The sequence below is a fragment of the Microbacterium oryzae genome (assembly GCF_030406385.1).
GTDB classification, from domain to species: Bacteria; Actinomycetota; Actinomycetes; order Actinomycetales; family Microbacteriaceae; genus Microbacterium; species Microbacterium oryzae_A.
Map to the genome: position 1 here is coordinate 22,171 of NZ_JAUEPM010000010.1, position 25,807 is coordinate 47,977.

General features: G+C 70.9%; 20 protein-coding genes. 4 read left to right on the forward strand and 16 right to left on the reverse strand.

What is annotated here, in order from left to right; all coding sequences use genetic code 11:
• Nucleotides 1–67 precede the first annotated feature (67 nt).
• The 10 genes from QWJ90_RS13245 to QWJ90_RS13290 form a co-directional block, all read right to left on the reverse strand.
• Nucleotides 68–1,153: a UDP-N-acetylglucosamine--N-acetylmuramyl-(pentapeptide) pyrophosphoryl-undecaprenol N-acetylglucosamine transferase gene (locus QWJ90_RS13245; protein WP_290108326.1), complete on the reverse strand. Its 1,086-nt coding sequence runs from the start codon at nucleotides 1,151–1,153 to the stop codon at nucleotides 68–70.
• 31 nt (nucleotides 1,154–1,184) lie between these two features.
• Nucleotides 1,185–2,420, reverse strand: a complete 1,236-nt coding sequence (ftsW, locus tag QWJ90_RS13250; protein WP_290108327.1) for a putative lipid II flippase FtsW — start codon at nucleotides 2,418–2,420, stop codon at nucleotides 1,185–1,187.
• A complete protein-coding gene (gene murD, locus QWJ90_RS13255; RefSeq protein ID WP_290108328.1) occupies nucleotides 2,389–3,957 on the reverse strand; it encodes a UDP-N-acetylmuramoyl-L-alanine--D-glutamate ligase in 1,569 nt (522 codons plus the stop codon). Before murD ends, ftsW begins: the two co-directional genes overlap by 32 nt.
• Nucleotides 3,939–5,051, reverse strand: a complete 1,113-nt coding sequence (gene mraY, locus QWJ90_RS13260) for a phospho-N-acetylmuramoyl-pentapeptide-transferase (protein WP_290108329.1) — start codon at nucleotides 5,049–5,051, stop codon at nucleotides 3,939–3,941. The genes murD and mraY overlap by 19 nt, the downstream gene beginning before the upstream one ends.
• On the reverse strand, nucleotides 5,048–6,460 hold the full coding sequence (locus QWJ90_RS13265; protein ID WP_290108330.1) for a UDP-N-acetylmuramoyl-tripeptide--D-alanyl-D-alanine ligase: 1,413 nt from the start codon (nucleotides 6,458–6,460) through the stop codon (nucleotides 5,048–5,050). Before QWJ90_RS13265 ends, mraY begins: the two co-directional genes overlap by 4 nt.
• A 28-nt stretch (nucleotides 6,461–6,488) precedes the next feature.
• Nucleotides 6,489–8,279 (reverse strand): peptidoglycan D,D-transpeptidase FtsI family protein, encoded by a 1,791-nt coding sequence (locus tag QWJ90_RS13270; protein ID WP_290108331.1) that lies wholly within the window; start codon nucleotides 8,277–8,279, stop codon nucleotides 6,489–6,491.
• A 34-nt stretch (nucleotides 8,280–8,313) separates the two neighbouring features.
• Nucleotides 8,314–8,925 (reverse strand): hypothetical protein, encoded by a 612-nt coding sequence (locus QWJ90_RS13275; protein WP_290108332.1) that lies wholly within the window; start codon nucleotides 8,923–8,925, stop codon nucleotides 8,314–8,316.
• On the reverse strand, nucleotides 8,922–9,875 hold the full coding sequence (gene rsmH, locus QWJ90_RS13280; protein WP_290108333.1) for a 16S rRNA (cytosine(1402)-N(4))-methyltransferase RsmH: 954 nt from the start codon (nucleotides 9,873–9,875) through the stop codon (nucleotides 8,922–8,924). The genes QWJ90_RS13275 and rsmH overlap by 4 nt, the downstream gene beginning before the upstream one ends.
• 97 nt (nucleotides 9,876–9,972) lie before the next feature.
• Complete coding sequence (gene mraZ / locus QWJ90_RS13285) at nucleotides 9,973–10,404, reverse strand: division/cell wall cluster transcriptional repressor MraZ (RefSeq protein ID WP_156241689.1); 432 nt, start codon at nucleotides 10,402–10,404, stop codon at nucleotides 9,973–9,975.
• A gap of 238 nt (nucleotides 10,405–10,642) precedes the next feature.
• Nucleotides 10,643–11,029, reverse strand: a complete 387-nt coding sequence (locus QWJ90_RS13290) for a DUF3040 domain-containing protein (RefSeq protein WP_290108334.1) — start codon at nucleotides 11,027–11,029, stop codon at nucleotides 10,643–10,645.
• Nucleotides 11,030–11,094: 65 nt separating this feature from the next.
• Here QWJ90_RS13290 and QWJ90_RS13295 point away from each other — a divergent pair, with 65 nt between their 5' ends.
• Nucleotides 11,095–12,177, forward strand: a complete 1,083-nt coding sequence (locus tag QWJ90_RS13295) for a polyprenyl synthetase family protein (RefSeq protein ID WP_290108335.1) — start codon at nucleotides 11,095–11,097, stop codon at nucleotides 12,175–12,177.
• 27 nt (nucleotides 12,178–12,204) lie between these two features.
• On the opposite strand, the gene QWJ90_RS13300 is transcribed toward QWJ90_RS13295, so the two are convergent.
• On the reverse strand, nucleotides 12,205–12,555 hold the full coding sequence (locus tag QWJ90_RS13300; protein ID WP_290108336.1) for an Rv2175c family DNA-binding protein: 351 nt from the start codon (nucleotides 12,553–12,555) through the stop codon (nucleotides 12,205–12,207).
• A gap of 217 nt (nucleotides 12,556–12,772) precedes the next feature.
• Between QWJ90_RS13300 and QWJ90_RS13305 the strand changes: the two genes are divergently transcribed.
• The gene (locus QWJ90_RS13305) at nucleotides 12,773–14,068 is read left to right on the forward strand and encodes a LysM peptidoglycan-binding domain-containing protein (protein ID WP_290108337.1); all 1,296 of its coding nucleotides are present in this window, start codon (nucleotides 12,773–12,775) and stop codon (nucleotides 14,066–14,068) included.
• An 83-nt stretch (nucleotides 14,069–14,151) separates the two neighbouring features.
• Nucleotides 14,152–16,125 carry a Stk1 family PASTA domain-containing Ser/Thr kinase gene (pknB, locus tag QWJ90_RS13310; protein ID WP_290108338.1) on the forward strand — a complete coding sequence of 658 codons (1,974 nt, stop codon included), beginning with the start codon at nucleotides 14,152–14,154 and terminating at the stop codon, nucleotides 16,123–16,125.
• 40 nt (nucleotides 16,126–16,165) lie between these two features.
• On the opposite strand, the gene QWJ90_RS13315 is transcribed toward pknB, so the two are convergent.
• Entirely contained in the window at nucleotides 16,166–17,503 is a 1,338-nt protein-coding gene (locus QWJ90_RS13315; protein WP_290108339.1) for a class II 3-deoxy-7-phosphoheptulonate synthase, read from the reverse strand.
• Between the two features lie 55 nt (nucleotides 17,504–17,558).
• A complete protein-coding gene (locus QWJ90_RS13320; RefSeq protein ID WP_290108340.1) occupies nucleotides 17,559–18,242 on the reverse strand; it encodes a lysophospholipid acyltransferase family protein in 684 nt (227 codons plus the stop codon).
• A gap of 141 nt (nucleotides 18,243–18,383) precedes the next feature.
• Here QWJ90_RS13320 and QWJ90_RS13325 point away from each other — a divergent pair, with 141 nt between their 5' ends.
• Nucleotides 18,384–20,201 carry an AMP-dependent synthetase/ligase gene (locus tag QWJ90_RS13325; protein ID WP_290108368.1) on the forward strand — a complete coding sequence of 606 codons (1,818 nt, stop codon included), beginning with the start codon at nucleotides 18,384–18,386 and terminating at the stop codon, nucleotides 20,199–20,201.
• Between the two features lie 4 nt (nucleotides 20,202–20,205).
• Here QWJ90_RS13325 and QWJ90_RS13330 read toward each other — a convergent pair whose 3' ends face one another.
• From QWJ90_RS13330 to QWJ90_RS13340, 3 genes are read right to left on the reverse strand one after another with little or no spacing between them, the layout of a single operon-like run.
• Nucleotides 20,206–20,700: a peptide deformylase gene (locus QWJ90_RS13330; protein ID WP_290108341.1), complete on the reverse strand. Its 495-nt coding sequence runs from the start codon at nucleotides 20,698–20,700 to the stop codon at nucleotides 20,206–20,208.
• Nucleotides 20,697–22,298, reverse strand: coding sequence for a MinD/ParA family ATP-binding protein (locus QWJ90_RS13335; protein WP_290108342.1), 1,602 nt, complete (start codon nucleotides 22,296–22,298; stop codon nucleotides 20,697–20,699). Before QWJ90_RS13335 ends, QWJ90_RS13330 begins: the two co-directional genes overlap by 4 nt.
• Nucleotides 22,299–22,342: 44 nt before the next feature.
• Nucleotides 22,343–25,750 (reverse strand): pyruvate carboxylase, encoded by a 3,408-nt coding sequence (locus QWJ90_RS13340; protein ID WP_290108343.1) that lies wholly within the window; start codon nucleotides 25,748–25,750, stop codon nucleotides 22,343–22,345.
• Between the last annotated feature and the right edge of the window lie 57 nt (nucleotides 25,751–25,807).

The window sequence follows — 25,807 nt, forward strand, 5'->3', positions numbered from 1 at the left end:
CGCCTCAGGGCGCGCGGTCGAGGCGCGCGTCAGAGAGCGCGCGTCCGAGAGCGCTTCAGAGAGCGCTTCAGGTGGCGCGGCGACCGGCGAGGGCGGCGTCGAGGTGCGCGATGACGTTCTCCGTGCCGCGGCGCGTGCCGGCGTCGGCGGCCGCACCGGCCATCCGCTCGATCCGCACGCGATCGCGCAGCAGGGGCAGGATGGCCTCGCGCACCTTCTCGGGCGTGAAGGCCGCGTCGTCGATGAGGACCGCGGCGCCCGCATCGACCACGGAGCTCGCGTTGAGGCGTTGCTCGCCGTTGCCCACCGCGTACGGCACGTAGACGGCGGGGATGCCCAGGGCGCTGATCTCGCTGACAGTGGATGCTCCGGAGCGCGACACGATGAGGTCGGCCAGCGCGAAGGCGAGGTCCATCCGGTCGACGTAGCGGCGCAGCGCGTAACCGGCGACGCCCGGGTCGGCGAGCTCCGAGCGCTCCCCCGTGATGTGGAGGAGCTGCCATCCGGCGTCGAGGATCTCCTGCCAGGAGCCGGCCAGCGCCTCGTTGATGCGGCGCGCGCCGAGCGACCCGCCGAAGGCGAGGAGCACGGGCTTGTCGGCGTCGAGACCGAAGTGCGCGGCGGCCCCCGCGCGGGTCGCGGCGCGGTCGAGATTCACGATCTCCGGACGCAGCGGCATCCCGACGACCTCGCCGCGCCGCAGCGGCGTGCCGGCGAAAGCCACCCCGACGAAGGCGGCGCCGCGGGCGCCGAGCACGTTGGCGAGCCCCGGGCGCGCGTTCGCCTCGTGCACGACGTACGGCACGCCCTCGCGGCGCGCGGCGATGTAGGCGGGAGCGGCCGCGTAGCCGCCGACCCCGAGCACCACGTCGACGCCGCGCTCGCGGATGCAGCGGCGCACGTCGGCGATGGCCTTCCGCCACCGGGCGGGGAACCGGAGCGCGGCCGCGTTCGGGCGGCGCGGGAACGGCACCTTGTCGACGATCAGCAGCTCGTAGCCGCGCTCGGGCACGAGGCGCGACTCCAGCCCCTCTCGCGTGCCGAGGACGAGGATCTCGTCGTCGGCGCGGCGTGCGCGCAGCCCGTCGGCGACGGCGAGCAGGGGGTTCACGTGTCCGGCGGTGCCGCCGCCGGCCAGGAGGTAGGTCGTCACTCCCCGATCCTCCCACGCCGGCATGTCCCGATCATGCGGGCGTGCGGGACCCCTTGACGTGCGTCTTCGGGACATGCCGGGGGTCGGCGGGCGCGGGGAGGGTGCGCGCGCACGCCAGGAGCACGCCGCACGCCAGGAGCACCGCGATGAGCGACGAGCCTCCCGACGACAGGAACGGCAGCGGCACGCCGAGCGCGGGGAACACCCGCAGCACCACCCCGACGTTGATGAGCGCCTGTCCGACGATCCACACGCCGAGAGCGCCGGCGACGACGCGCACGAAGAGGTCCTCCGCGCGCGCCACGACCCGGAACGCGCCGAACGCCAGCACCAGGAACAGCGCGAGCACGGCGAGGCAGCCGATGAGGCCCAGTTCCTCGCCGACGATCGCGAAGATGTAGTCGTCGGCCGCCGCGGGCAGCCAGTCGTACTTCTCCTTGGAGTTGCCGAGGCCGAGCCCGAGGAGGCCGCCGCTGGCCAGGCCCCAGATGCCGTGCAGCGGCTGGTAGCACTCGTTGAGATAGCGGTCGAGGCAGCTCGTGTCGAACACGCTGAGGATGCGGGTCATGCGGTTGGGGCTGAGGATGGCGAACGCCGCGATCGCGAGGACCGCCGCGAGCACGGGCGGCACGAAGTAGCGGAGCTTCACGCCCGAGAAGAACAGCGCGCCCAGCACCACCAGGGCGATGACCATGACGGTGCCGAGGTCCTTGCCCGCCATCACCGTGCCCATCGCCACGACCGCGACCGGACCGAGCGGCACGAGCACGTGCTTCCACCGGCCGAGCAGCGCCTTCTTGCGATCGAGGATGAACGCGCACCAGATGGCGAGCGTGAGCTTGATGAACTCCGACGGCTGCACGGAGAGGACTCCGAAGTTCAGCCAGTTCCGGTTGCCGCCGACCTCCATGCCGAGCGGCGTGAAGACGAGCAGCTGAAGCAGGACCGCCCCGATGAGCGCGATCCCGGCCATCCGCTTCAGCCAGCCCATCGGGAAGCGGCTCACCACGAGCATGAGCGGGATGCCGACCGCCGCGAAGATGGCGTGCTTGCCGCCGTCGTTGTACGGGTTGTTCGCCGTCTGCATCGAGGTGACCGTCGTCGCCGAGATCACCATGAGGATCCCGAACAGGGTCAGCAGCAGCGCCGCGGAGGCGATGAGGAGGAACTCCAGCGGAAGGGGCGTGAACGACCGCCCCAGCGACACTCGCGCCGTGACGGGGCCGCGCCCGCGCTCAGCCTCTGTCGGGACCGTCGTGCGCGCCATCCTCGGTCCCCTTCCCCAGACGCTCCCTGACCGCGGCGGCGAAGCGCTCACCGCGATCGCCGTAGCTGCGGAACTGATCGAACGACGCCGCAGCCGGCGCCAGCAGCACCGTGCCGCTCGCTCCCGCCGCATCCGCGGCGAGCTCGACGACCCGGGCCATGACGTCTTCAGTGTCGGTGTGGTCCACCTCGAAGACGGGCACCGCCGGCGCGTGTCGTGCGAACGCATCGACCACGGGCGCCCTGTCGACGCCGATGACGATCGCGGCGCGCACGCTCCGACCCTGCTGCGCGACGAGGTCGGAGATGTCGACGCCCTTCAGCAGTCCGCCGACCACCCACACCGCGCCCGGGTACGCGGCGAGCGAGGATGCCGCCGCGTGCGGGTTGGTGGCCTTCGAGTCGTCGACCCAGATCACGCCGGCTGCCGCGGCCACGACCTCGATGCGGTGCGGGTCGAGGCGGAATCCCGTCAGCGACGAGCGGATGGCCGCGGGCGCGACCCCGAGCGACCGCGCGAGCGCGGCGGCGGCGAGGATGTTCGCCACCATGTGGGGCGCGGCGAGCCCTGCCTCGGCCAGGTCGGCGACGGTCGTCAGCTCGAGCGCGGACGTGCGGCGGTCATCGAGGAAGGCCCGGTCGACGAGGATGCCGTCCACCACGCCGAAGTCGCTGGGGCCGGGCACGCCCAGATCGAAGCCGATGGCCCGCGCGCCCTCCACCACGTCGGCGTCCTCGACCATCCGCCGCGTCGCCTCGTCGGACTTGTTGTACACGCACGCCACGCGGGTGTTGCGGTAGACGACGGCCTTGGCATCGCGGTAGGCGTCGAAGGAGCCGTGCCACTCGAGGTGGTCGTCGGCGAGGTTCAGGCACGCCGACGCGTGCGGCACGGGCGAGCCGACGCCGTCGTTCAGACCCAGGTACCAGAGCTGGTGGCTGGAGAGCTCCACGACGAGGACGTCGAATCCGGCCGGGTCGCGCACGGCGTCGAGCACCGGCACGCCGATGTTGCCGCAGGGCGCCGCGCGCAGGCCGCCCTCGACGAGCATCGTGGCGGTCAGGCGCGTGGTCGTCGTCTTGCCGTTGGTGCCGGTGATGAGCACCCACGCGGCGGGCGTGCCGTCGGGGCGCACGATCTTGTCGCGCACGCGCCAGGCGAGCTCGATGTCCCCCCACAGCGCGACGCCGCTCTCCTGCGCCCAGCGGACGACCGGGTGCGCGGGCGGGAACCCGGGCGAGGCCACCACGACATCCGGCGCGAACGAGACGAGCTCCTCGGGCACGGCGGCGAGGGACCCCTCCCACATCCGCACCCCGATGACCGGCAGCAGCTGCGCGTACTCCTCCGCGGCGGACTCGGTGACGACGAGCACGTCGGCGCCGAGCTCAGCGAGCGTGTCGGCGACGGAGAAGCCGGTCATCGACAGGCCGAGCACGGCGACGCGCAGGCCCCTCCAGTCCGCGTGCCAGCTCGTCAGCGTGTCGAGCCGCGCGTGCGCGGCGTCCTGCTCGTGCGTCATACCTTCGACAGCCATTCCACGTAGAAGAGGCCGACGCCGCTCACGGCGAGCATGCCGGCGATGATCCAGAACCGCACCACGATGGTGACCTCGGGCCACCCGCGCAGCTCGAAGTGATGGTGCAGCGGGCTCATGAGGAAGAGGCGCTTGCCCTTGGTCGCCTTGAAGTAGAGGCGCTGGAGGACCACGGATCCGGACGACAGCACGAAGAGGCCGGCGATGAGCACGCCGAGCATCTCGGTGCGGGTGAGGATGGCCATGGCCGCGACGACGCCGCCGATCGCCATCGAGCCGACGTCGCCCATGAAGACCTTGGCCTTGGGCGCGTTCCACCAGAGGAATCCGACGAGCGATCCGACGACCGCCGCGCCGACGATGGCGAGATCGAGCGGATCCCTCGCCTGGTAGCAGGCCTGCAGGTATTCGTCCGCGAGCTGCGCGGTGGAGCAGGCCTGGTTGAACTGCCAGAACGCGATGAGGCTGTACGCGCCGACGACGAAGATGCCCGCGCCCGCGGCGAGGCCGTCGAGTCCGTCGGTGAGGTTCACGCTGTTGGAGAACCCGACACCCAGCAGGGCGAGCCAGGCGAGGTAGAGGAACCAGCCGAGGATCGGCCCGAGCGCCATGAACGACAGCAGCGGGATGTCGCGGAAGAACGAGATGTACGCGCTGCCCGGCGTCAGCGCATACGTGTCGCCGAAGTTCAGGGCGACGATGCCGAACGGGATGACGACGATGATCTGCCCGGCGATCTTCTTCCATCCCGACAGTCCCGCGTAGTGCTGCATGCGCACCTTGAGGAAGTCGTCGATGAAGCCGACGGCGCCGAAGCCCACCATCATCCACAGCACGAGCCATCCGGACGCCGTCGGCGGGTTGTAGCCCGTGTAGGCGCCGATGAGATAGCCGACGATGGTGCCCGCGATGAACACCACGCCGCCCATGGTGGGGGTGCCGCGCTTGAGCTCGTGCTTGGGGGCGTTGAAGTTCTCGCCGTCGGTGCGGATGACCTGGCCCCAGCCCCAGCGGCGGAACAGCCGGAGGAAGAGCGGGGTGAGGAAGAGGGTGAACGCCAGTGAGATCGCCGCAGCCGTCAGGAGTGATCTCACGAGAACGATTCTCCCAGACGATCCCCGAGGAACCTGAGTCCGGCCGAGTTGGACGACTTCACCAGCACGCGGTCGCCGTCGCGCAGCTCTCCCTGCAGGTACTCGAAGGCCTCGTCGGCGTCGGCGAAGAAGACCGCCTCGTCGCTCCAGGACCCCTCCGCGACCGCGGCGAGGTACAGCGGACGCGCCTCCTGGCCGACGACCACGATGCGCGGGATGCGCAGGCGCACCGCGAGGAGGCCGATCTTGGCGTGCTCGTCGACGGCGTACTCTCCCAGCTCGCTCATCGCGCCGAGGACGGCGACCATCCGCTCATCGGGCCCGGTGATCTGAGCGAGCGTGCGGAGCGCGGCGTGCACCGAGTCGGGGCTGGCGTTGTAGGCGTCGTTGATGATGCGCACGCGGTCGGAGCCCATCACCTGCATGCGCCAGCGCTCGGCGAGCTCGACGGTCTCGAGGCGTGCGACGGCGTCCTCGAGCGAGACGCCGACGGCGAGGGCCGCCGTGGTCGCGGCGAGGGCGTTCTTGATGTGGTGGCTGCCGAGCACCTTGAGGTGGAGGGGCAGCGAGGTCTCCCCTGCCGTGACCGTCGCGTGCGTGCCGGAGGCGGTGACCTCCAGGCCGGACGCGCGGACGTCGGCGGTCTCGCTCTCGCCGAACCAGCGGATGGCCAGGTTCCGCTCCTCGGCGATGCTCGCCATGCCCGCCACGCGCGCGTCATCGGCGTTGAGGACGGCGGTGCCGCCGTCGCGGATCGCCGACACGAGCTCGGACTTCGCCCGCACGGTCGCCTCGATCCCGCCGAAGCCGCCCGCGTGCGCCATCCCCACCATCAGCACGACGCCGACGTCGGGGGTCACGAGCCCGGCGAGACGCGCGATCTGCCCATGGGCGTCGGCGCCGAACTCGCACACGAGGTAACGCGTGGTGTGGGTGACCCGCAGCATCGTGAGGGGCGCGCCGACCGCGTTGTTGTACGAGCCCACGGGCGCGACGGTCTCGCCCTCCCCGCGCAGGATCGTCGCCAGCATGTTCTTCGTGGTCGTCTTGCCGTTGGACCCCGTGATGCCGACGATTCGCAGCTGTCCGCCAGCGCGCACGCGTGCGACGACCTCCCGGGCGAGGTCGGCGATGGCGGTGACGACGTCGGGCACGACGATCTGCGTGACGGGCTCGTCGACGACGTGCTCGACGAGCGCGAGCGCGGCGCCCTGCTCGGCAGCGGTTCCGACGAACAGGTGCCCGTCCGTCGCCTCGCCGGGCTTGGCGACGAAGACGTCGCCGGGCCCGATGTTGCGGGAGTCGGTGTCGACGGTCCCGTCGACGAGGGTGTCGGCGGTGAGCGCACCGTGCAGGTGCAGCTCTCCGCCGATGGCGGCCGAGATCTCGGCCAGGGACAAAGCGATCATGTGAGGGAGGCTCTCCGCGCGGGGCGCGTCATTCGGCGAACTTGGGAAGCGGCTCTTCGGTCTTCTCGGACGGCATCACCCGGTAGTTCTTCACGACCTGCGTCACCGCCTTCTGGAGGGCGGGAGCCGTGGCCGCAGACGATGTTACCCGCGTGGGCTCATCGAGGGTGACCATGACGATGTACTGCGGGTCGTCCGCGGGCACCACGCCGATGATGCTCGTGAAGTACAAGCCGGCCTTGTATCCGCCGTTCCCGTCGCTCTTCTGCGCGGTGCCCGTCTTCGTGGCGATGCGGTAGCCGTCGACCGCCACCGCGGGCGCGAGGCTGCCCTGCGTGGCGACGTTCTCGAGCATCCGGATGGTCGTGTCGGCCGCCTCCTCGCTCACCACGCGGCGCGGCTCGCTGAGCTCGGGCTCCGTGACGGTGCCGTCCGGCTTCGTGCAGGACTCGACGATGTGCAGCGGCTCGCGCACGCCGCCGTTGGCGAGCGTCTGGTAGGCGTTGACGACCTGCGGCATGGTCGTCGTGAACGCCTGCCCGAAGGTCGTGGCGTAGTGGCCCTGGGCGCCCCACTGGTCGGGCGGGTAGATGAGGCCCGGCTCCTCCCCTGGGAAGCCGATGTCGGTCGTGGTGCCGACACCGAACTCCTGCAGGTACTCGTAGCGGGTCTCGTCGGGCACGAGCTCGCCGAACTTCGACAGCGCGACGTTGGACGAGTCGATGAGAGCGCCCGTGAGCGTGTAGTTGTACGCGGCGTGCTGGAACGAGTCGCCGACGACCGCGCCGTTCGGGAACGCCTCGTGCCCGGAGGCGGTGACCGAGGTGTACGGCGTCGCCGCGCCCTGGTCGAGCAGCGTCGCGGCCGTGACGGCCTTGAAGGTCGATCCGGGCTCGAAGGTGCGGGAGAAGATGCGTGAACCGCGGTCATCCGCGTCCACGGCGGTGGGGTCGTTGGGGTCGACGGTGGGATACTCCGCCGCCGCGCGCACCGCGCCGGTGGCGACCTCCACCACCATGACGGCGCCCGCCTTCGCCTGCTGGTTCTGCGTCTCCTCGGCGATCATCTGCTGCATGTACCACTGCAGATCGGCGTCGAGCGTCAGCTGCAGGGTGCCGCCATCCACGGGCGCCTCGGTGACCTCGGTGCCGGGGATGATGAGGCCGTCGGATCCCTGCTGATAGGTGAGGGAGCCGTCTGTGGCCTGGAGGCAGGCGTTCTCCGCCGCCTCGTAGCCTGCCAGCGGCTCGCCGTCGTCGCCGACGAATCCGAGGAGGTTGCCGGCGACCGCTCCGTACGGATAGGCGCGGGACTGGACGGGGTGGAAGGACAGGTACGGCAGGCCGAGCGCGGTGAGCTCGCGGTACTGCTGCGTGGTGAGGTCGTCGGCGAGCAGCGCGTACTGCGAGTTCGAGTCGGCGGCCAGCGCGTCGGCGACGATCGCCTGCACCTCGTCGCCGCTGCGCCCGATGATCTCGCCGATGTCGGCCGCGCTCTCCGCCCACGTGACCGTGTACTCGCGGCCGTCGTCGTCGACGTGCTCGATGTCCTTCACGTGCACCGGGTCGAACTGCGCGCTGTACTGCGTGGTGCTGCTGGCGAGCACAGTGCCCTCGCCGTCGACGATCGACCCGCGAGTGCCGGAGAGCACCTGACTGAAGCCGATGCCGCTGTAGGCCGCGCGGTTGTCGAGGTGCTCCTGGGCGTTCACCACCTGGATGTCCACGAGCCGCACGGCGAATCCGGCGACGATCACGGCCACCGCGGCCCCGACGACGGCGGTTCTGCGTCTCGCGCTGCGACGGGCCTTGGCGTGCATGGCGCCTCCTGGACTCGAGGGCGGGTGTGAGAGGTCAGTGCGTCGTGGGCGTGGGGAGCCCGTCGGACGCCGACGGCGGCAGCTGCGGCGCCGGCAGCTCGTCCGGCGCTTCCGCTGCCGGCATCTCCTCCGCCTGACCCGAGGGTGCCTCATCCTCGGTCGTCGGCGCGGAGGCGGCCTGCGTGTCGGTCAGGAAGGCGTTCCCGACCGCCGAGCGCCCGGCGGCGTCGACCGTCGACGCGTCGCCCGCGGCCGCGCCGCCGCCGATGACCGCGCCGTCGCTCAGGCGCAGGTAGCTGGGAGCGGCGTCGATCACCATGCCGAGCTCGCCCGCCTGCTCGGCGAGGTGCTGCGGCGAGCTCAGCCCGGCGACCTGGTCGTAGAGCACCTGCGCCTCGAGGGTGAGCTCGTGCTGCTGCCCGTCGAGCTCGGCGATCTCGAACGTGCTCTGCGTGGTCATCACCGACAGCGCCATCTGCGCGACGGCGATGAGAACCGCGCCCACCACGGCCACGACCGCGTAGGCGAGCCGCGGGCGGGTGCGACGCTGCGGCGCGTCGAGCGGACGCAGGGCGGGGCGACGTCTCTCCGCCGGCTGGGGCGCCTCGGGTGGCGCGAGCACGGCGGATGGCGTGGCAAGGGTCATTGCGCTTCCCTCACTCGTTCGATGGCGCGCAGGCGCACGGGTTTGGCACGGGGGTTCGATTCGGCTTCGGCCTCGCTCGCGAGCTCGGCTCCGCGCACGAGCAGGCGGAACTCGGCAGCGTGCTCGGGCATCTCCATCGGCAGGCCGGCCGGAGCCTTTGAGCGGACCGCCTCGGCGAAGAGCCGCTTGACGAACCGGTCCTCGAGCGACTGGTACGCGAGCACGACCATCCGACCGCCCACCGCGAGCGACGACAGCGCCGCGGGGATGGCGCGCTCGAGAGCGGCCAGCTCGCCGTTGACCTCGATGCGCAGCGCCTGGAACACGCGCTTTGCGGGATGGCCGGCGTTCTTCAGGGCGGAGGGGGTCGCGTCCTGGAGGATGTCGACGAGCCGCCCGGAGCGCTCGATGGGGGCGTCGGCGCGCGCGGCGATGATCGCACGGGCGTAGCGTCCGGCGAGCTTCTCCTCGCCGTAGCGCTCGAAGATGCGACGGAGGTCGCCCTCGCCGTACGTCGCGATGACGTCGGCTGCGGTCATCCCGCCGGTGGGGTCCATGCGCATGTCAAGGGGAGCGTCCTGCGCGTACGCGAAGCCGCGCTCCGCCTCGTCCAGCTGGAACGACGAGACGCCGAGATCGTAGAGGATCGCGTCAGCCCGAACGACGCCGGCTTCTCCCAGCGCCTCGCGGATCCCGTCGTAGACGGTGTGCACGAGGGTCGTGCGGTCGGCGAAGCGAGCCAGCCGCTCCCCCGCGATGCGGAGCGCGTCGGGGTCGCGGTCCAGGCCCACCAGGTGAGCCTGCGGGAAGCGCTCGAGGAACGCCTCGGAGTGCCCGCCCATGCCGAGCGTCCCGTCGACGTAGACCGCGCCGCCATGCTGGAGGGCCGGGCCGAGCAGCTCGACGCAGCGGTCCAGCAGCACGGGGGTGTGGATGTCGCGGATGCTCATGTCTCGCCCCTCTTCCGTCCCCGGCTCTGATTCCCATCCGCTCGACCTGCCGCCGGGGAAGTGGCGTCAGGGCTGCGGGTGGGGATCACAACCGGGGTCAGAACAGTCCGGGGATCACCTCCCCCTCCAGCTCGGAATAGCTCTCCTCGTTGCTCTCCAGGTACGCGTTCCAGGCGCCGGCGTCCCAGATCTCGGCGTGCGCGCCGACACCCGTGACGACGAGCTCCTTCTCCAGTCCCGCGTAGCTGCGCAGGTGCGTCGGGATGGTGATGCGGTTCTGGCCATCGGGGGTCTCGGCACTCGCACCGGAGAGGAACATGCGCATGAAGTCACGCGCCTGCTTGTTCGTGAGCGGCGCCTCGCGGATGCGCTCGTGCACCCGCTCGAACTCCGCCGTGCTGAACACGTACAGGCACCGCTCCTGGCCGCGGGTCACGACGATCCCGCCCGCCAGCTCCTCGCGGAACTTCGCGGGGAGGATGACACGGCCTTTGTCGTCGAGCTTGGGGGTGTGCGTGCCCAACAGCATCGGCCATCTCACCCCCTCCATCTCGGCCCGCCCAGGTTTGCCCCACTTTACTCCACATCCCCCCACTATCCAGGCAGAATCGCGCATTCACAGGATCGAATCGTGGCGGCCATCCGCGTCATTCCGCGGAAGAGCCGCGGTGGAGGAAAAGGGAGGCCCGGTGGAGCGAGAAAGGCGCCAGGGCACGAAAAAAGCGCCGACCCGGAGGTCGGCGCTTCAAGTGAGGGAGGAAAGGGGCTCAGCCCCCGTTCTGGCGGCGGTCCCATCGGTCGCTCATGCGATCCATGAAGCTCGCCCCCTGCGCGGGCTTGCTCGGCGCACGGCCCGTGCGCGGCTGTCCCGGCCCGTCATCGCCCTTCGCGGGCGTGGTGGCCAGCACGACGCCGCCGACCATGGCGGCGAACCCCGCCACCCCGAGGCCTATGCCCAGGGGGAGGATGCTGGTCCAGACGGCGATCCCCGCGACGACGGCCGCCAGGCCGACGAGCACGAGGATGGCCCCGTAGACGACATTGCGGTAGCTGAGCGCTCGGCCCGCCGTCGCGCTCACGACATCGGCGTCGTTCTGCATGAGATGGCGTTCCATCTCATCCAGCAGGCGCTGCTCCTGTTCGGAGAGTGGCATGGTGTCCCCCTCGGGTGAAACTCGTGCTTCATTCTATCGCCGCGTGTCCTCACTAGGCTAGGCCCGTGGCGCTTCCTCTTCCGCTCATCGAGCACATCTCCCAGCGACTGGATAGCTTCGCCGACACGCAGCGCGACGAGGTCCGGGAGCTCGGCCCCGAGGCGGAGGGCTTCGTCGCGCACGCACTCGCGTCGCTCGTGGGCGGCAAGCGCCTCCGCGGCCGCTTCTGCGCCACCGGATGGCGGTCTGTGCGCGGCGGGGACGCCCCGCCTCCCCCGTCGGTCGTCGACGCGTGCGCATCGCTCGAGGTCTTCCAGGCGGCAGCGCTCGTGCACGACGACCTCATCGACAACTCCGATACTCGGCGAGGCCGCCCCGCCGCTCACCGCGCCCTGGAAGCCTGGCACCGCGAGGCCGCATGGGTGGGCGATGCCGCGCGCTTCGGCCGATCGGGCGCGGTCCTCCTCGGCGACCTCCTCCTCGCGTGGAGCGCAGACCTCTTCGACGCCGCGCTCTCGGCCCTCGACACCTCACCCGACGCCGCGCGTCGCGAGTACGCCCGCATGCGCCGAGAGGTCATGATCGGGCAGTTCCTCGACGTGGCCGAGGAATCGGCCTGGCCGCGCACGCCCGACGACGAGCACGCGGACCGCGCGCTGCGCATCGCGTCCCTCAAGTCCGCTCGCTACAGCGTGCAGCAGCCGCTCGTCATCGGCGGGGCACTCGGCGGCGGGGATGACGAACAGCTCCGCGCACTCGCCGCCTTCGGCCATCCGCTCGGACTCGCGTTCCAGCTGCGCGACGATGTGCTCGGCGTGTTCGGCGACGAGCAGCAGACCGGGAAGCCCGCCGGCGACGACCTCCGCGAGGGCAAGCGCACCCTCCTCATCGCGTACGCGCGCGAGGGCGTGGCGACCGACGTCCGCGAGCGCATCGACGCGCTCGTCGGGGATCCCGACCTCGCGGACGGTGACGTCGACTCCCTGCGGCGGATCATCGTCGACAGCGGCGCCCTGGATCGCGTGGAGGAGCTCATCTCCTCCTTCGGGGAAGAGGCGGCCGCCGTGCTGTCGGCGGCGCCGCTCGACACCGGCGCGGTCGAGGAGCTCGGACGCCTCCTCGACGCCGCGACGCGGCGCACCGCCTGACCGGGCCTGGTCAGGCCGAGGACCTGCTCAGGCCAGGGTCTGCGCGACCCTGCGCACCTCGGACTTCCGTCCCGCCAGCAGGGCGGTGATCGGGGCGACGCCGATCGTGTCGTCCGTGGTGAGCAGCCAGTCGATCGCCTCATCGTCGGAGAATCCGGCGTCGCCGAGCACCGTCACGGTGCCGCGCAGGGACGCGAGCGGCTGACCGTCGACGAGGAACACGGCGGGCACCTTGAGCGGACCCTCCCGCCGCGAGGCGATGAGCACGCGATCGTCGAGGAGACGCCGGATGCGCCCCTGCGGTTCGCCGAGGATGTCGACGAGCTCGGGGATCGTCAGCCAGTCGGTGGGAACAGTCGAGGAAGTCTCCGCAGTCACCCCCTCAGTTTCTCATCCCGACGCCGGTGCGCGGTGACGCCTTCTTTCACTTCCGTCACACCAGCGCCGACCTCCCCACGCGCACCTCTCGCCACTCCGGATACCTTCTTTTGACTTCGTGACACTTCCGTGACAATGTGGGCGCGTCCGATCGTTGGGGGTCAACGTGCATCGACCGACTTCGCGCCGCAGGCGCGACCTGTTCACCACCGTTCCCATGGCAGTCACCGGCGCCATCGCCGTGACGCTGGGAGCGCCTGCTGCCGCATCGGCGGTGGAGAAACCGCGCGAGGGCGTACGGCACCTGCCGGCCGACCTCGGCCACACCGACGGCAGCCTCGCCGTCGCCGCGAATGCGCATGCCGTGCGCACTCCCACCGCGACCGCCGGCGTGACCGTGCACCAGGCGGCTGCGGCCATCACGAGCTACACCGTCCAGCCCGGCGACACGATCACCGGCATCGCGATCCGCCACGGTCTGCGCACGGTCGACGTGCTCACGTGGAACGGCCTCGGCTGGTCGAGCACTATCTACCCTGGCCAGTCGATCCGGCTGACCGCGTCGAGCGCCGGCGCCTCGCAGGACGCATCGGCGACCGCCGCGAAGCCCGCCGCCGTGATCCAGGGCGAGGCGCGCACGCAGCACCACGTCGTGACGTCGGGCGACACCGTCTGGTCCATCGCCCAGCGCTACGGCTCCTCGGTCGACCGCATCATCTCGCTGAACAAGCTCGGCTCCGATGCGTTGATCTTCGTCGGCCAGAAGCTCGCCGTCGCGGACAACGCGGTCGCGGTCCCCGCGCAGCAGCAGGAGGCGACGTCGGAGGCTCCCGCGGTGCAGGAGGCTCCGGCCGCACCGCAGACCGAGAGCTACATCGTCCAGGCCGGCGACACGCTCTGGGCCATCGCGCAGAAGCACGGCGTGAGCGTCAGCGAGCTGCTCGCGGCGAACGGGCTGAACGGGTCGAGCATCATCTACCCCGGTCAGAAGATCGCCCTCCCCCGGGCGGGCGGCGCCCCCGCTCCGCAGAGCGCCCCTCAGGCGCAGCAGCAGAGCGAGGCTCCTCAGTCGATCTACGACATCCCGACGGATCAGCTGTCGGCGTCGCTCAACGCGCCGCAGACCGAGAACGCGCAGATGATCATCCGCATCGGCCGCGAGCTGGGCATCTCCGACAAGGGCATCGCGATCGCCCTCGCGACCGCGATGGTTGAGTCGGGCCTGCGCAACCTCGACTGGGGCGACCGCGACTCGCTGGGTCTGTTCCAGCAGCGTCCGAGCACGGGCTGGGGCTCCGAGGAGCAGATCCTCAACCGCGACTACTCGATCCGGGTGTTCTTCGGCGGCGCCGGCGACCCCAACGGCAGCACCACCCGCGGCCTCCGCGACATCGCCGGCTGGCAGGACATGGACTTCGGCCAGGCCGCGCAGACCGTGCAGATCTCCGCGTTCCCCGACCGGTACGGACGCTGGGAGACGCAGGCATACTCCTGGCTCGCACAGCTCGGCTGACCTCCCCTCGGGGACACGATCGTGACCGGCGCGGTGGCGCGCCGGTCACAGTCGTCTCAGCCGGGCTTTCGTAGAATCAGGCTGTGTCCATGAGTCAGCAGGTCGACCCCCTCATCGGGCGGCTTGTCGACCAACGGTACCGAGTGCGCGCCCGCATCGCCCGCGGCGGCATGGCGACCGTCTACGTCGCCACCGACCTGCGCCTGGAGCGCCGCGTCGCTCTGAAGGTCATGCACAGTCATCTCAGCGACGACAGCGCCTTCCAGAGCCGCTTCATCCAGGAGGCCCGCACCGCCGCCCGGCTGTCCGACCCGCACGTCGTGAACGTCTACGACCAGGGGCAGGATGGCGAGCTCGCGTACCTCGTGATGGAGTACCTCCCCGGGATCACCCTGCGCGAGCTCCTCAAGGAGCAGCGCCGTCTGACGGTGACGCAGACCATCACCGTGATGGACGCGGTGCTGTCCGGGCTCTCTGCCGCGCATCGCGCCGGCCTCATCCACCGCGATGTGAAGCCCGAGAACGTGCTGCTCGCGGAGGACGGTCGCATCAAGATCGGCGACTTCGGCCTCGCACGAGCGAGCTCCGCGAACACCGCGACCGGGCAGCAGCTGCTGGGCACCATCGCGTACATCCCCCCGGAGCTGCTCACCCGGGGCACCGCCGACAGCCGCAGCGACATCTACGCCCTCGGCATCATGCTGTACGAGATGCTGGCGGGCGAGCAGCCGTACCAGGGCGAGCAGCCCATCCAGATCGCCTTCCAGCACACGACCGAGTCGGTGCCGCGTCCGAGCACCAAGAACCCCGGGGTGCCGGAGCAGCTCGACGAGCTCGTGCTGTGGGCCACCGAGAAGGTGCCGGACGAGCGCCCCGCCGACGCCCAGGAGATGCTCGACCGCCTGCGCGAGATCGAAAGGGAGCTCGGCGTCTCGCCGCTTCCCACGCGGACGGCGGCCGCGTCCCGGTTCCCCGACGAGTCCACGGACGACGACGAGCCGATCGAGGGGCAGACGCGGGTCATGCCCGACGCGCCCACGTCGATCCTGCCCGCGACGCTCACCAACGCGACAGCGCACGAGGACGCCGACAACGCCGCCGCCCTGCGCCGGCGCGCGCAGCGTCGGCGCACCCGCGGCGCCTGGCTGATCGTCGTGGCGCTGCTGGCGACGGCGGGGGCCGCGGTGACCGGGTGGTGGTGGGGCTCCGGCCCGGGATCGCTCGTGGCCGTGCCGCAGCTGCAGGGCCTCACCTTCGACGAGGCGCAGAGCGCTCTGGATGGCCGCGAGCTGCTCGCGGAGGAGACGAGCGAGAACACGCTGGACGTGCCGACCGGCGAGGTCATCCGCACCGATCCCAGCGCGGGAGCCCGCGTGGATCGGGAGACGACGATCACCGTGGTCACCTCAGCAGGGCCCGCCGGCGCGGACTTCGAGCGGCTCGCCGGCCGCTCGGCCGACGAGGTGCGCAGCGTCCTGTCCGACCAGCGGATCTCGGTGGCCGACGACGAGGCGGCGGTCTTCGCCGACGCCGCCGAGGGCACGGTGCTGGCGGTGTCGGTCACGCCGGCCGCCGGCGGCGACGCCGTCGACTGCACCGAGGGGTGCTCGGTGCACCAGGGCGACACCGCTCAGCTGACGGTGTCGATCGGGCCCCTCCCCGACGTCACGGGCATGAGCTCCGACGAGGCGCAGGCGACCCTCGACGAGGTCGGCGTCGCCATCGAGGTCGCCTCGCAGGAGTACAGCGACAGCGTGCCGGAGGGGCACGTGATCTACACCCTCGAACGCGCGGAGCCCGGCAGCTGGCGCCCCGGCGACACGGTGCGCGTGGTGACCTCGCTCGGTCCGCAGCTGTTCGAGGTGCCGGACGTGATCGGCATGACGCGCGACGAGGCGAAAGCGACCCTCGAGAACGCCGGCTTCGGAGTGACCTACAACGGCCTGTGGAACGCGGTCGTGAACACCTTCACCGAGGTCGAGGGCATGACCCCCGAGGGCGGCTCGTCGCAGCCCGCCGGCACCACGATCACGCTGACCATCACCGGCTCGTTCTGACGCCTCGATCGGGCCGCCCGCGGGCGGCCCGATCGATGCGTCAGCGCTTCTCGAGCTCCTCGGCGACGAGGAAGGCGAGCTCGAGCGACTGCATGTGGTTGAGCCGCGGGTCGCACAGCGACTCGTACCGCGTGGCGAGGGTCGCCTCGTCGATGTGCTCCGAACCGCCCAGGCACTCCGTGACGTCGTCGCCGGTCAGCTCGACGTGGATTCCGCCGGGGAAGGTGCCGACGCCGCGGTGCGCCTCGAAGAAGCCGCGCACCTCGTCGACGACGTCGTCGAAGCGCCGCGTCTTGTAGCCGGTGGGCGTCGTGATGCCGTTGCCGTGCATCGGGTCGGTCACCCACAGCGGCTGCGCGCCGGAGTTCTTGACCGCTTCGAGGAGCGGAGGCAGGGCGTCGCGGATCTTCCCCGCGCCCATGCGCGTGATGAAGGTCAGCCGCCCGGGCTCGCGCTCGGGATCGAGCTTGTCGATGAGCGCCAGCGCCGTCTCGGGGGAGGTCGACGGGCCGAGCTTCACCCCGATGGGGTTGCGGATGTGCGAGAAGTACTCGACGTGCGCGCCGTCGAGCTCGCGCGTCCGCTCCCCGATCCAGAGGAAGTGGCCGGACGTGTTGTAGATCTCGCTGGTGCGGGAGTCGATGCGCGTGAGCGGACGCTCGTAGTCCATGAGCAGGCCCTCGTGACCCGTGTAGAACTCCACGCGGCGCAGCTCGTCGAAGTCCGCGCCGCACGCGTCCATGAAGCGGATGGCGCGGTCGATCTCCGCGGCGAGGCGCTCGTAGCGCTTGTTGGCCGGGTTCTCCGCGAAGCCCTTGTTCCACGAGTGCACCTCGCGGAGGTCCGCGAAGCCGCCCTGCGTGAACGCGCGGATGAGATTCAGGGTGGATGCCGACGTGTGGTACGCCTGCAGCAGCCGCTGCGGGTCGGCCTGACGTGAGGCGGCCGTGAAGTCGTAGCCGTTGACGATCTCGCCGCGGAAGGCGGGAAGCGTCACGTCGCCGCGGGTCTCCACATCGCTCGAGCGGGGCTTGGCGAACTGCCCGGCCATCCGCCCCATCTTCACGACCGGCATGGCCGCGCCGTAGGTGAGCACGACGGCCATCTGCAGCACGGTCTTCACGCGGTTGCGGATCTTGTCCGCGGTGGCGCCGGCGAAGGTCTCCGCGCAGTCGCCGCCCTGCAGCAAGAACGCCCGACCGGCGGCCGCGTCGGCCAGCCGCGCCTTGAGGGTGTCGACCTCGCCCGCGAAGACGAGCGGCGGCAGCGCGCCGAGCTCGGCGGCGACCTCGGCGACCGCGGCAGCGTCGTGATACTCCGGCTGCTGCTTGATCGGCAGGGTCTTCCAGGAGTCGAGAGCATCCAGCGTTCGAGGCATTGTCTGATGCTATCGCGCGGGCGGGGCTGCTCCGATCAACGTGACGCCCCGCGACTCAGACCTCGGTGACCCGGTTCTTCACGCTCGACGCATACTCGTCGCGGTACTCCTGGCCGCCCAGCCGCTGCAGCGCCACCATGATCTCGTCGGTGACCGAGCGCAGCACGTACCGGTCGCTCTCCATGCCCGCGTAGCGAGAGAAGTCGAGCGGCTCGCCGATGACGATGCCCGCGCGCATCACCTTGGGGATGGTCCGCCCGATTGGCATCATCTCCCCCGTGTCCACCATGACCACCGGGATCACCGGGACCTTCGCCTCCAGGGCCATCCGGGCGATGCCGGTGCGTCCGCGGTAGAGCCGCCCGTCGGGGCTGCGCGTTCCCTCGGGATAGATGCCGAGGAGGTCGCCGCGACCGATGACCTGCAGCGCGGTGTTGAGGGCGGCCTCCGATGCCGGTCCTCCCGAGCGGTCCAACGCGATCTGACCCGTCCCCTTCATGAACCAGCGCGTGGCCCATCCCTTGAGCCCGCGCCCCGTGAAGTACTCGGCCTTGGCGAGGAACGAGACCGGACGATCCAGCATGAGCGGAAGGAACACCGAGTCGATGACCGACAGGTGGTTGCTGGCGAGGATGGCCGCGCCCGTCTGCGGGACGTTCTCCCTGCCGGTGGTCCAGGGGCGGTACACGGCCTTGACGAGTGGGCCGACGAACACGTACTTCATGAGCCAGTAGAACACTCGTCAGCTCCCTCTGTCGGTTCCCGCGCCTGGAAGTCTAGCCTTGTGAGAACCGTGCACGTATCCGACCCGTCGCATGCCGCGGCATATACTCGCCTCACCCGCACCGGTACCGAAGGAGATGCCGTGATCGAGACCTCGATGCTCGCAATCGTCCCCGCCGACCCCTCGGCCAACGTCACCGATCTGCTCATCGACCGGGTCGCCGCGACTCCCGATCGCGTGCTGTTCGGGGTTCCAGACGGCGACGGCGGATGGCAGGACGTGACGGCCAGCGAGTTCCACGGGCAGGTGCTCGCGCTGGCCAAGGGATTCGTCGCCGCGGGCGTGCAGCCCGGTGAGAAGGTGGCCTTCCTCGCGCGCACCACGTACGAGTGGTCGGTGGTCGACTTCGCGCTGTTCTTCGCGGGCGCGATCATGGTGCCCGTCTACGAGACGAGCTCGCCATCGCAGATCCAGTGGATCCTCTCCGACTCCGGCGCGACCGCCCTGCTCGTCGAGACCGGCGAGCACGCCGCCCGCTTCGAGGAGGTGCGCGGCGAGCTGCCGCTCGTGCGCGAGGTGTGGCGGATGGACGAGGGCGCGCTCGACGCGCTCGCCGACGAGGGTGCGTCGATCGACGACTCGGAGATCGACCTGCGCCGACAGCTCGCGAACGGCGACGACATCGCGACGCTCATCTACACCTCCGGATCGACGGGTCGGCCGAAGGGATGCGTGCTCACGCACAGCAACTTCGTCGAGCTGTGCCGCAACTCCGCCCAGGCGCTGTCGGAGGTCGTCCTGCAGCCCGGGGCCTCGACCGTCCTCTTCATCACGACCGCGCACATCTTCGCCCGGTTCATCTCCATCCTCTGCATCCATGCGGGCGTGCGAACGGGCCACCAGCCCGACACCAAGCAGCTCATCCCGGCGCTGGGGTCGTTTCAGCCGACGTTCCTCCTCGCCGTGCCGCGCGTGTTCGAGAAGGTCTACAACTCGGCCGAGCAGAAGACCGAGAGCGAGGGCAAGGGCAAGATCTTCCGCGCCGCGGCGAAGGTCGCCGTCGAGCACTCCCGCCGCCTGCAGGACGGGGAGCGGATCGGCCTGGGCCTCCGTGTGCAGTACGCGCTGTTCGACCGCCTCGTCTACGCGAAGCTGCGCGCGCTCATGGGCGGCAAGGTGCAGTACGCCGTGTCCGGCTCGGCACCGCTCGGGCCGCGGCTCGGGCACTTCTTCCACAGCCTCGGCATCCACATCCTCGAGGGGTACGGGCTCACGGAGACCACCGCGCCGGCCTCGGTGAACCTCGCGACGAAATCGAAGATCGGGTCGGTCGGGCCCGCGCTGCCGGGCGTCGCGCTGCGCATCGCCGACGACGGCGAGGTGCAGGTCAAGGGCATCAACGTCTTCCGCGAGTACTGGCGGAACCCCGAGGCGACGGAGTCGGCGTTCGACGGCGAGTGGTTCCGCACCGGAGATCTCGGCTCGCTCGACGACGACGGCTTCCTGACCATCACGGGGCGCAAGAAGGAGATCATCGTCACCGCCGGCGGCAAGAACGTGGCGCCCGCTGCTCTCGAGGACCCGATCCGCGCGAACCCGATCGTGGGGCAGGTGGTCGTGGTGGGCGATCAGAAGCCGTTCATCGCCGCGCTCGTGACCCTCGACCCGGAGATGCTGCCGGCGTGGCTCGCCACCCACGGCGAGTCGTCCGACCTCACGCTCGCGGAAGCAGCGCAGAACGCGACGGTCCGCGCGGAGGTTCAGCGCGCCATCGACGATGCCAACCGCCGCGTGTCTCGAGCGGAGTCCATCCGCGAGTTCGCCATCCTCGGCACCGAGTGGACGGAGGGCTCCGGCCACCTCACGCCGAAGATGTCGATCAAGCGATCGGAGATCCTCAAGGACTTCGCGAAGGAGATCGCGGGGATCTACGAGAAGCCCGTGACCACATCCAACATCTCGGTCGGCGGCTGAGCGGTCAGCTGAGCCAGATCCTCTCGCGCACCTCGCGCATGGCGGCCTTGCGCGTGTCAGCGGGCAGGCGCCGGAGATACAGCTTGCCGTCGAGGTGATCGGTCTCGTGCTGGAGCATCTGCGCGAACAGGCCCTCGCCCTCGAGGACGACGCGCTCGCCCTCGAGGTCGATGCCCTCGGCACGCGCGTACGGATGCCGGAGCGCGTCGTGCCAGAGTCCGGGGACGGAGAGGCAGCCCTCCCCCGTCGGCTGCGCGTCGCCGCGCACCTCGACGATGCGCGGGTTGAGGATGTACCCGATCTGGTCGTCGACGTTGTAGCTGAAGGCGCGCAGCCCCACCCCGATCTGCGGCGCTGCCACTCCGGCGCGCCCGGGAACCTTCACGGTCTCGATGAGGTCCTCGACGAGCGCGCGGACGCCGTCGTCGATCACTTCGATCTCGCGGCACTGCTGCGCGAGGACGGGGTCTCCGATGATGCGGATGTCGCGGACGGTCAACGGCTCTTCCCCTCTTCGGCGCCCTGCGGGCGCAGACCCTCGATGACCCGCGCCGCGAGCACGCGGGCGGCGTCACGCGTCGCCGGACGCAGCTCGGCATAGGTGATCGCGCTGCCCGTCGCGAGCTGCGGATCGTACGGAAGCCGCACCACCGCGCGGACTCGGCTGCGGAAGTGAGTCTCGAGTTCGTCCAGACGCACGACCGGTGCACCCGGGGTGGACTGGTTGAGCACGACGACGGCGTGTCGCACGCGCTCGCTGTGACCGTTCGCCTCGAGCCAGGTGAGCGTCTCGCTCGCCAGTCGCGCCTCGTCGACGCTGAGCCCGGCCACGACCACGATCTGGTCGGCGAGGTCGAGCGTCGCGCCCATGACGGACTGGACGATGCCCGTGCCGGTGTCGGTGAGCACGATGGAGTAGTAGTGCGCGGCGACGTCGGCGACCGTGCGGTAGTCCTGGTCGCTGAAGGCCTCGGAGAGCCGCGGGTCGGTGTCTGACGCGAGCACGTCGAGGCGGGTCTCGTCGCGGACGACATGCGCGCTCATCTCGGCGTAGCCGCGCACGCTGTCGCGGTTGCGCACGAGATCGCGGACGGTCCTGCCCGTGGAGCGCGCGATGCGCTCGGCGAGCGTGCCCCGATCGGGATTGGCGTCGACGGCGATCACGCGATCGTCGCGGGCATCGGCCAGCGCCATGCCCAGCAGCGCCGTGACGGTCGTCTTGCCGACGCCGCCCTTGCGGCTGAGCACCGGGACGAAGCGCGCCGCGCCGACGAGCGGCACCGCGATGCGACGCGACACGTCCTTCCGCTCGCGCACGGCACGGCTGTCGCCGAGGTTGACGACGCCTCGCGTCGCGCGGTACACGAGCTGCCGCCAGGGGCCTTCCGGCTCCGGGCGCCGCACGGCGCCGGATTCCAGCAGGCGATCGGCCGTGAGGACATCGGCGCTCTCGCGGGTGGCGCTCTCGGTCACCTCTCCCGCACGGCGGGCGGCGACGGCTTCGGGAGCCGCGGCGTCGAGGGGCGCGTGGGGGGTGACGAACGACGGGCGCGTGAGCGACGGGTCGGGTCGAGCGCCCTCGGTGGGATCGGGCATGGTGTCTTCTCTCGCATCTGCGCCCGCCGCGACGGCGAGCGGTCGCGCGGCGAACGAGTCGTAGCCGCGCGGCAGTGTCTCCTCGCGCGCGGGCGTGGCGGGCAGCACCGCGGGGTCCTGCTGCGAAGCACGGATGGCCTCGGCCGCGTCTGCCTCGGCCCGGTCAGCCGCCCCGACGTCCGCTTCGGTCTCGTCGAGCACCTCGTCGGCGTCGACTTCGACCGGCTCGAGCGTGTCGTCGTCCGCGGGATCGGCATGATCCGCCGCGTCGACCTCGTCGCTCTTCAGCTCGTCGAACCGGGCCATGACGTAGTCGAGGTCGTCGTCGTCCACCACGTCGTCGTCCGGGTCCTCGCGGTTCGGCGGCAGTGCGACCTGCACCTGCGCCGTGTGCGCCCCGAGGACGCCGATCGCCGTCGTGTCGAGGCCGATGCCGCCGAGCACTCCGTTGTCGGCGGGCTCGGCATCCGGGCGACCGCCGCGATCAGAACTCAATGTCATGTCTCCTCATGCGGAGTCCGGCACCCGCCGGACCCCGCACAAGGTTACTCGGCGGGTGTGACGACGACCAAAAGGTCCCCGGCCTCCACCTGCTGGGTGCTGGCGATGGCGATGCGCTCGACGACCCCGCCGATCGGGACCGTGATGGCGGCCTCCATCTTCATGGCCTCGATCGAGGCGATCGGCTGACCGGCGCTGACGCGGTCGCCCTGCTCGACCTTCACGGTCACCACTCCGGAGAACGGCGCCGCGACCTGACCCGGCCGGTTGGTGTCGGCCTTCTCGGCCTCGTGCACCTCGACCGCGATGCTGCGGTCGCGCGCGGACACCGGTCGGAGCTGCCCGTTGAGCGTCGTCATGACTGAGCGGAGGCCCTTGTCGTCGGCGGCGCCGATCGACTCGAGCCCCGCGTACAGCTGCACGCCCCTTTCGAGCGTGATGACGTGCTCCCGTCCGGGGGTGAGTCCGTAGAGATAGTCCGCGGTGTCGAGCACTGAGAGATCGCCGTACGCCTCGCGCTGCTCCTCGAAGATGCGCGTCGGCTGCGGGAACAGCAGCCGGTTGAGCGCCGCGCGCCGCGTGACGGAGTCGCCCTCGAGGGCGGCGCGGTCGTGCGCGGAGATCGGCGTCACGCCGGCCTTCACCTGGCGGCCCGCGAGCACCTTGGTGCGGAACGGCTCCGGCCATCCGCCCGGCAGGTCTCCGAGCTCGCCCGCCATGAATCCCACCACCGAATCCGGCACGTCGTACCTGCCGGGGTTCTCCGCGAAGTCCGCAGGGTCGGCTCGCACCGCGGCAAGGTGCAGCGCGAGGTCGCCGACCACCTTCGACGACGGGGTGACCTTGGGCACGCGCCCGAGGATCTCGTTCGCCGCCGCGTACATGTCCTCGATGAGCTCGAAGTCGTCGGCGAGACCCAGCGCGATCGCCTGCTGGCGCAGGTTCGAGAGCTGCCCGCCGGGGATCTCGTGCGCGTACACGCGGCCGGTCGGGCCATCCAGACCGGACTCGAAGGGCCGGTAGAGGTGACGCACGGCCTCCCAGTACGGCTCGAGGTCGGAGACGGCGCGCAGATCGAGACCGGTGTCGCGATCGGTGTGCGCGAGCGCCGCGACGAGCGACGACAGCGACGGCTGGCTCGTCGTGCCCGCCATCGGAGCCGTTGCGGCGTCCACCGCGTCGGCGCCGGCCGCACTCGCGGCGAGGAGCGTGGCGAGCTGCCCACCCGGGGTGTCATGCGTGTGCACGTGCACCGGCAGGTCGAAGTTCTCGCGGAACGCCGAGACGAGCTTCGCGGCGGCGGCCGGGCGCAGCAGCCCCGCCATGTCCTTGATCGCGAGGACGTGGGCGCCCGTGCCGACGATCTGCTCCGCCAGGCGGAGGTAGTAGTCGAGGGTGTACAGGTCCTCCGCCGGGTTCAGCAGATCGCCCGTGTAGCAGACGGCCACCTCGGCGACCGTGGTGCCCGTGGCGAGCACCGCGTCGATCGCCGGCCGCATCTGCGCCACGTCGTTCAGCGCGTCGAAGATGCGGAAGATGTCGACGCCGCTGTCCGCGGCCTCGCGCACGAACGCGTCGGTCACCTCGGTCGGGTACGGCGTGTAGCCGACGGTGTTGCGCCCGCGCAGCAGCATCTGGATGGCCACGTTCGGCAGCGCCTCGCGGAGCTTGGTCAGGCGCTCCCATGGGTCCTCGGACAGGAAGCGCAGGGCGACGTCGTAGGTCGCCCCGCCCCATGCCTCCACGGAGAGCAGCTGCGGCGTGAGTCGCGCGACGTGCGGCGCGACGTTGAGGAGGTCCTTCGTCCGCACGCGCGTGGCGAGCAGCGACTGGTGGGCGTCGCGGAATGTCGTCTCGGTGACCGCCAGGGGCGTCTGCTCTCGGAGCGCCCGCGCGAAGCCGACGGGCCCGAGTTCGCGCAGCCGCTGCCGCGAGCCGGGCGCCGGCTCCGCCGCGAGGTCGACGGCGGGCAGCTTGACCCTCGGATCGATCGTGAGCGGGTTCTCGCCATGCGGCTTGTTGACGGTCACGTCGACGAGCCAGTTGAGCACCTTCGAGCCGCGGTCCTTCGACTCGCGCCCGCGCACCAGGTCTGGTCGCTCGTCGATGAACGCGGTGGAGAGGTCGCCGGCGAGGAAGGCCGGATCGTCGAGCACGGCCTGCAGGAACGGGATGTTCGTGGAGACGCCGCGGATGCGGAACTCGGCCAGGGCACGGCGCGCGCGACGCACGGCCGCCGTGTAGTCGCGGCCGCGGCAGGTGAGCTTCGTCAGCATCGAGTCGAAGTGCGGGCTGACCTGGGAGCCCGCGGCCGTGGTGCCGCCGTCGAGGCGGATGCCGGCGCCGCCGGGCGAGCGGTAGGTGGTGATCTTGCCCGTATCCGGACGGAAGCCCTGTGCGGGATCCTCGGTGGTGATGCGGCACTGCAGGGCGGCGCCGTGCAGCTGGATGTCGCTCTGCTGCAGGCCGAGGTCGGCGAGCGTCTCTCCCGAGGCGATGCGCATCTGCGCCTGCACGAGGTCGACGTCGGTGACCTCCTCGGTCACCGTGTGCTCGACCTGGATGCGCGGGTTCATCTCGATGAAGACGATCTCGCCCGCTCGCGGCCCGGCAGTCTCGAGGAGGAACTCGACCGTTCCCGCGTTCACGTAGCCGATCGACCGCGCGAAGGCGACGGCATGGCGGTGGAGGTCGGCGCGCACGGCGTCGTCGAGGTTCGGCGCCGGGGCGATCTCGATGACCTTCTGGTGGCGACGCTGCACGGAGCAGTCGCGCTCGAAGAGGTGGACGGTCTCCCCCGTCGCGTCCGCGAGCACCTGCACCTCGACGTGGCGGGGCCGGAGCACCGCCTGCTCGAGGAACATCCGCGGGTCGCCGAAGGCGCTGCCGGCCTCGCGCATCGCCTCCGCGAGCGCCGGGGCGAGCTCGTCCTTCGTCCCCACGCGGCGCATGCCGCGGCCACCGCCGCCGGCGACGGCCTTGGCGAAGAGCGGGAAGCCGATCTCGTCGGCCTGCGCGACGAGGGCGTCGATGTCGTCAGACGCATCGGTGGACCGCAGCACCGGCACACCCGCGTCGATCGCATGCTGCTTGGCGGTGACCTTGTTGCCCGCCATCGACAGCACATCGGCGGACGGCCCGATGAAGGCGATGCCGTGTGCGGCGGCCTGGGCGGCGAGCTCCGGGTTCTCGGAGAGGAAGCCGTAGCCCGGGTAGATGGCGTCTGCGCCGCACTCTCTGGCGACGCGGATGATCTCCGCCACGTCCAGATACGCGCGGACGGGATGCCCCTCCTCGCCGATCTGGTACGCCTCGTCGGCCTTCAGCCGATGCAGCGAGTTGCGGTCCTCATACGGGAAGACGGCGACCGTGCGGGCCCCCAGCTCGTATGCGGCGCGGAACGCGCGGATGGCGATCTCTCCGCGATTGGCAACCAGAACCTTCGAGAACATGCGCCTCCTCGGCGACGGACGGCAGGGCCGAGCCCGGCGCACCGGCGTCGCTGAGCT

What these genes read in the sequence shown, in the direction of transcription:
- ftsW (WP_290108327.1), bottom strand. Translation starts at nt 2,420, where the DNA reads ATGGCGCGCACGACGGTCCCGACAGAGGCTGAGCGCGGGCGCGGCCCC.
- murD (WP_290108328.1), bottom strand. Translation starts at nt 3,957, where the DNA reads ATGGCTGTCGAAGGTATGACGCACGAGCAGGACGCCGCGCACGCGCGG.
- QWJ90_RS13265 (WP_290108330.1), bottom strand. Translation starts at nt 6,460, where the DNA reads ATGATCGCTTTGTCCCTGGCCGAGATCTCGGCCGCCATCGGCGGAGAG.
- QWJ90_RS13270 (WP_290108331.1), bottom strand. Translation starts at nt 8,279, where the DNA reads ATGCACGCCAAGGCCCGTCGCAGCGCGAGACGCAGAACCGCCGTCGTC.
- QWJ90_RS13275 (WP_290108332.1), bottom strand. Translation starts at nt 8,925, where the DNA reads ATGACCCTTGCCACGCCATCCGCCGTGCTCGCGCCACCCGAGGCGCCC.
- rsmH (WP_290108333.1), bottom strand. Translation starts at nt 9,875, where the DNA reads ATGAGCATCCGCGACATCCACACCCCCGTGCTGCTGGACCGCTGCGTC.
- mraZ (WP_156241689.1), bottom strand. Translation starts at nt 10,404, where the DNA reads ATGCTGTTGGGCACGCACACCCCCAAGCTCGACGACAAAGGCCGTGTC.
- QWJ90_RS13290 (WP_290108334.1), bottom strand. Translation starts at nt 11,029, where the DNA reads ATGCCACTCTCCGAACAGGAGCAGCGCCTGCTGGATGAGATGGAACGC.
- QWJ90_RS13305 (WP_290108337.1), top strand. Translation starts at nt 12,773, where the DNA reads ATGGCAGTCACCGGCGCCATCGCCGTGACGCTGGGAGCGCCTGCTGCC.
- QWJ90_RS13315 (WP_290108339.1), bottom strand. Translation starts at nt 17,503, where the DNA reads ATGCCTCGAACGCTGGATGCTCTCGACTCCTGGAAGACCCTGCCGATC.
- QWJ90_RS13325 (WP_290108368.1), top strand. Translation starts at nt 18,384, where the DNA reads ATGCTCGCAATCGTCCCCGCCGACCCCTCGGCCAACGTCACCGATCTG.
- QWJ90_RS13335 (WP_290108342.1), bottom strand. Translation starts at nt 22,298, where the DNA reads ATGACATTGAGTTCTGATCGCGGCGGTCGCCCGGATGCCGAGCCCGCC.
- QWJ90_RS13340 (WP_290108343.1), bottom strand. Translation starts at nt 25,750, where the DNA reads ATGTTCTCGAAGGTTCTGGTTGCCAATCGCGGAGAGATCGCCATCCGC.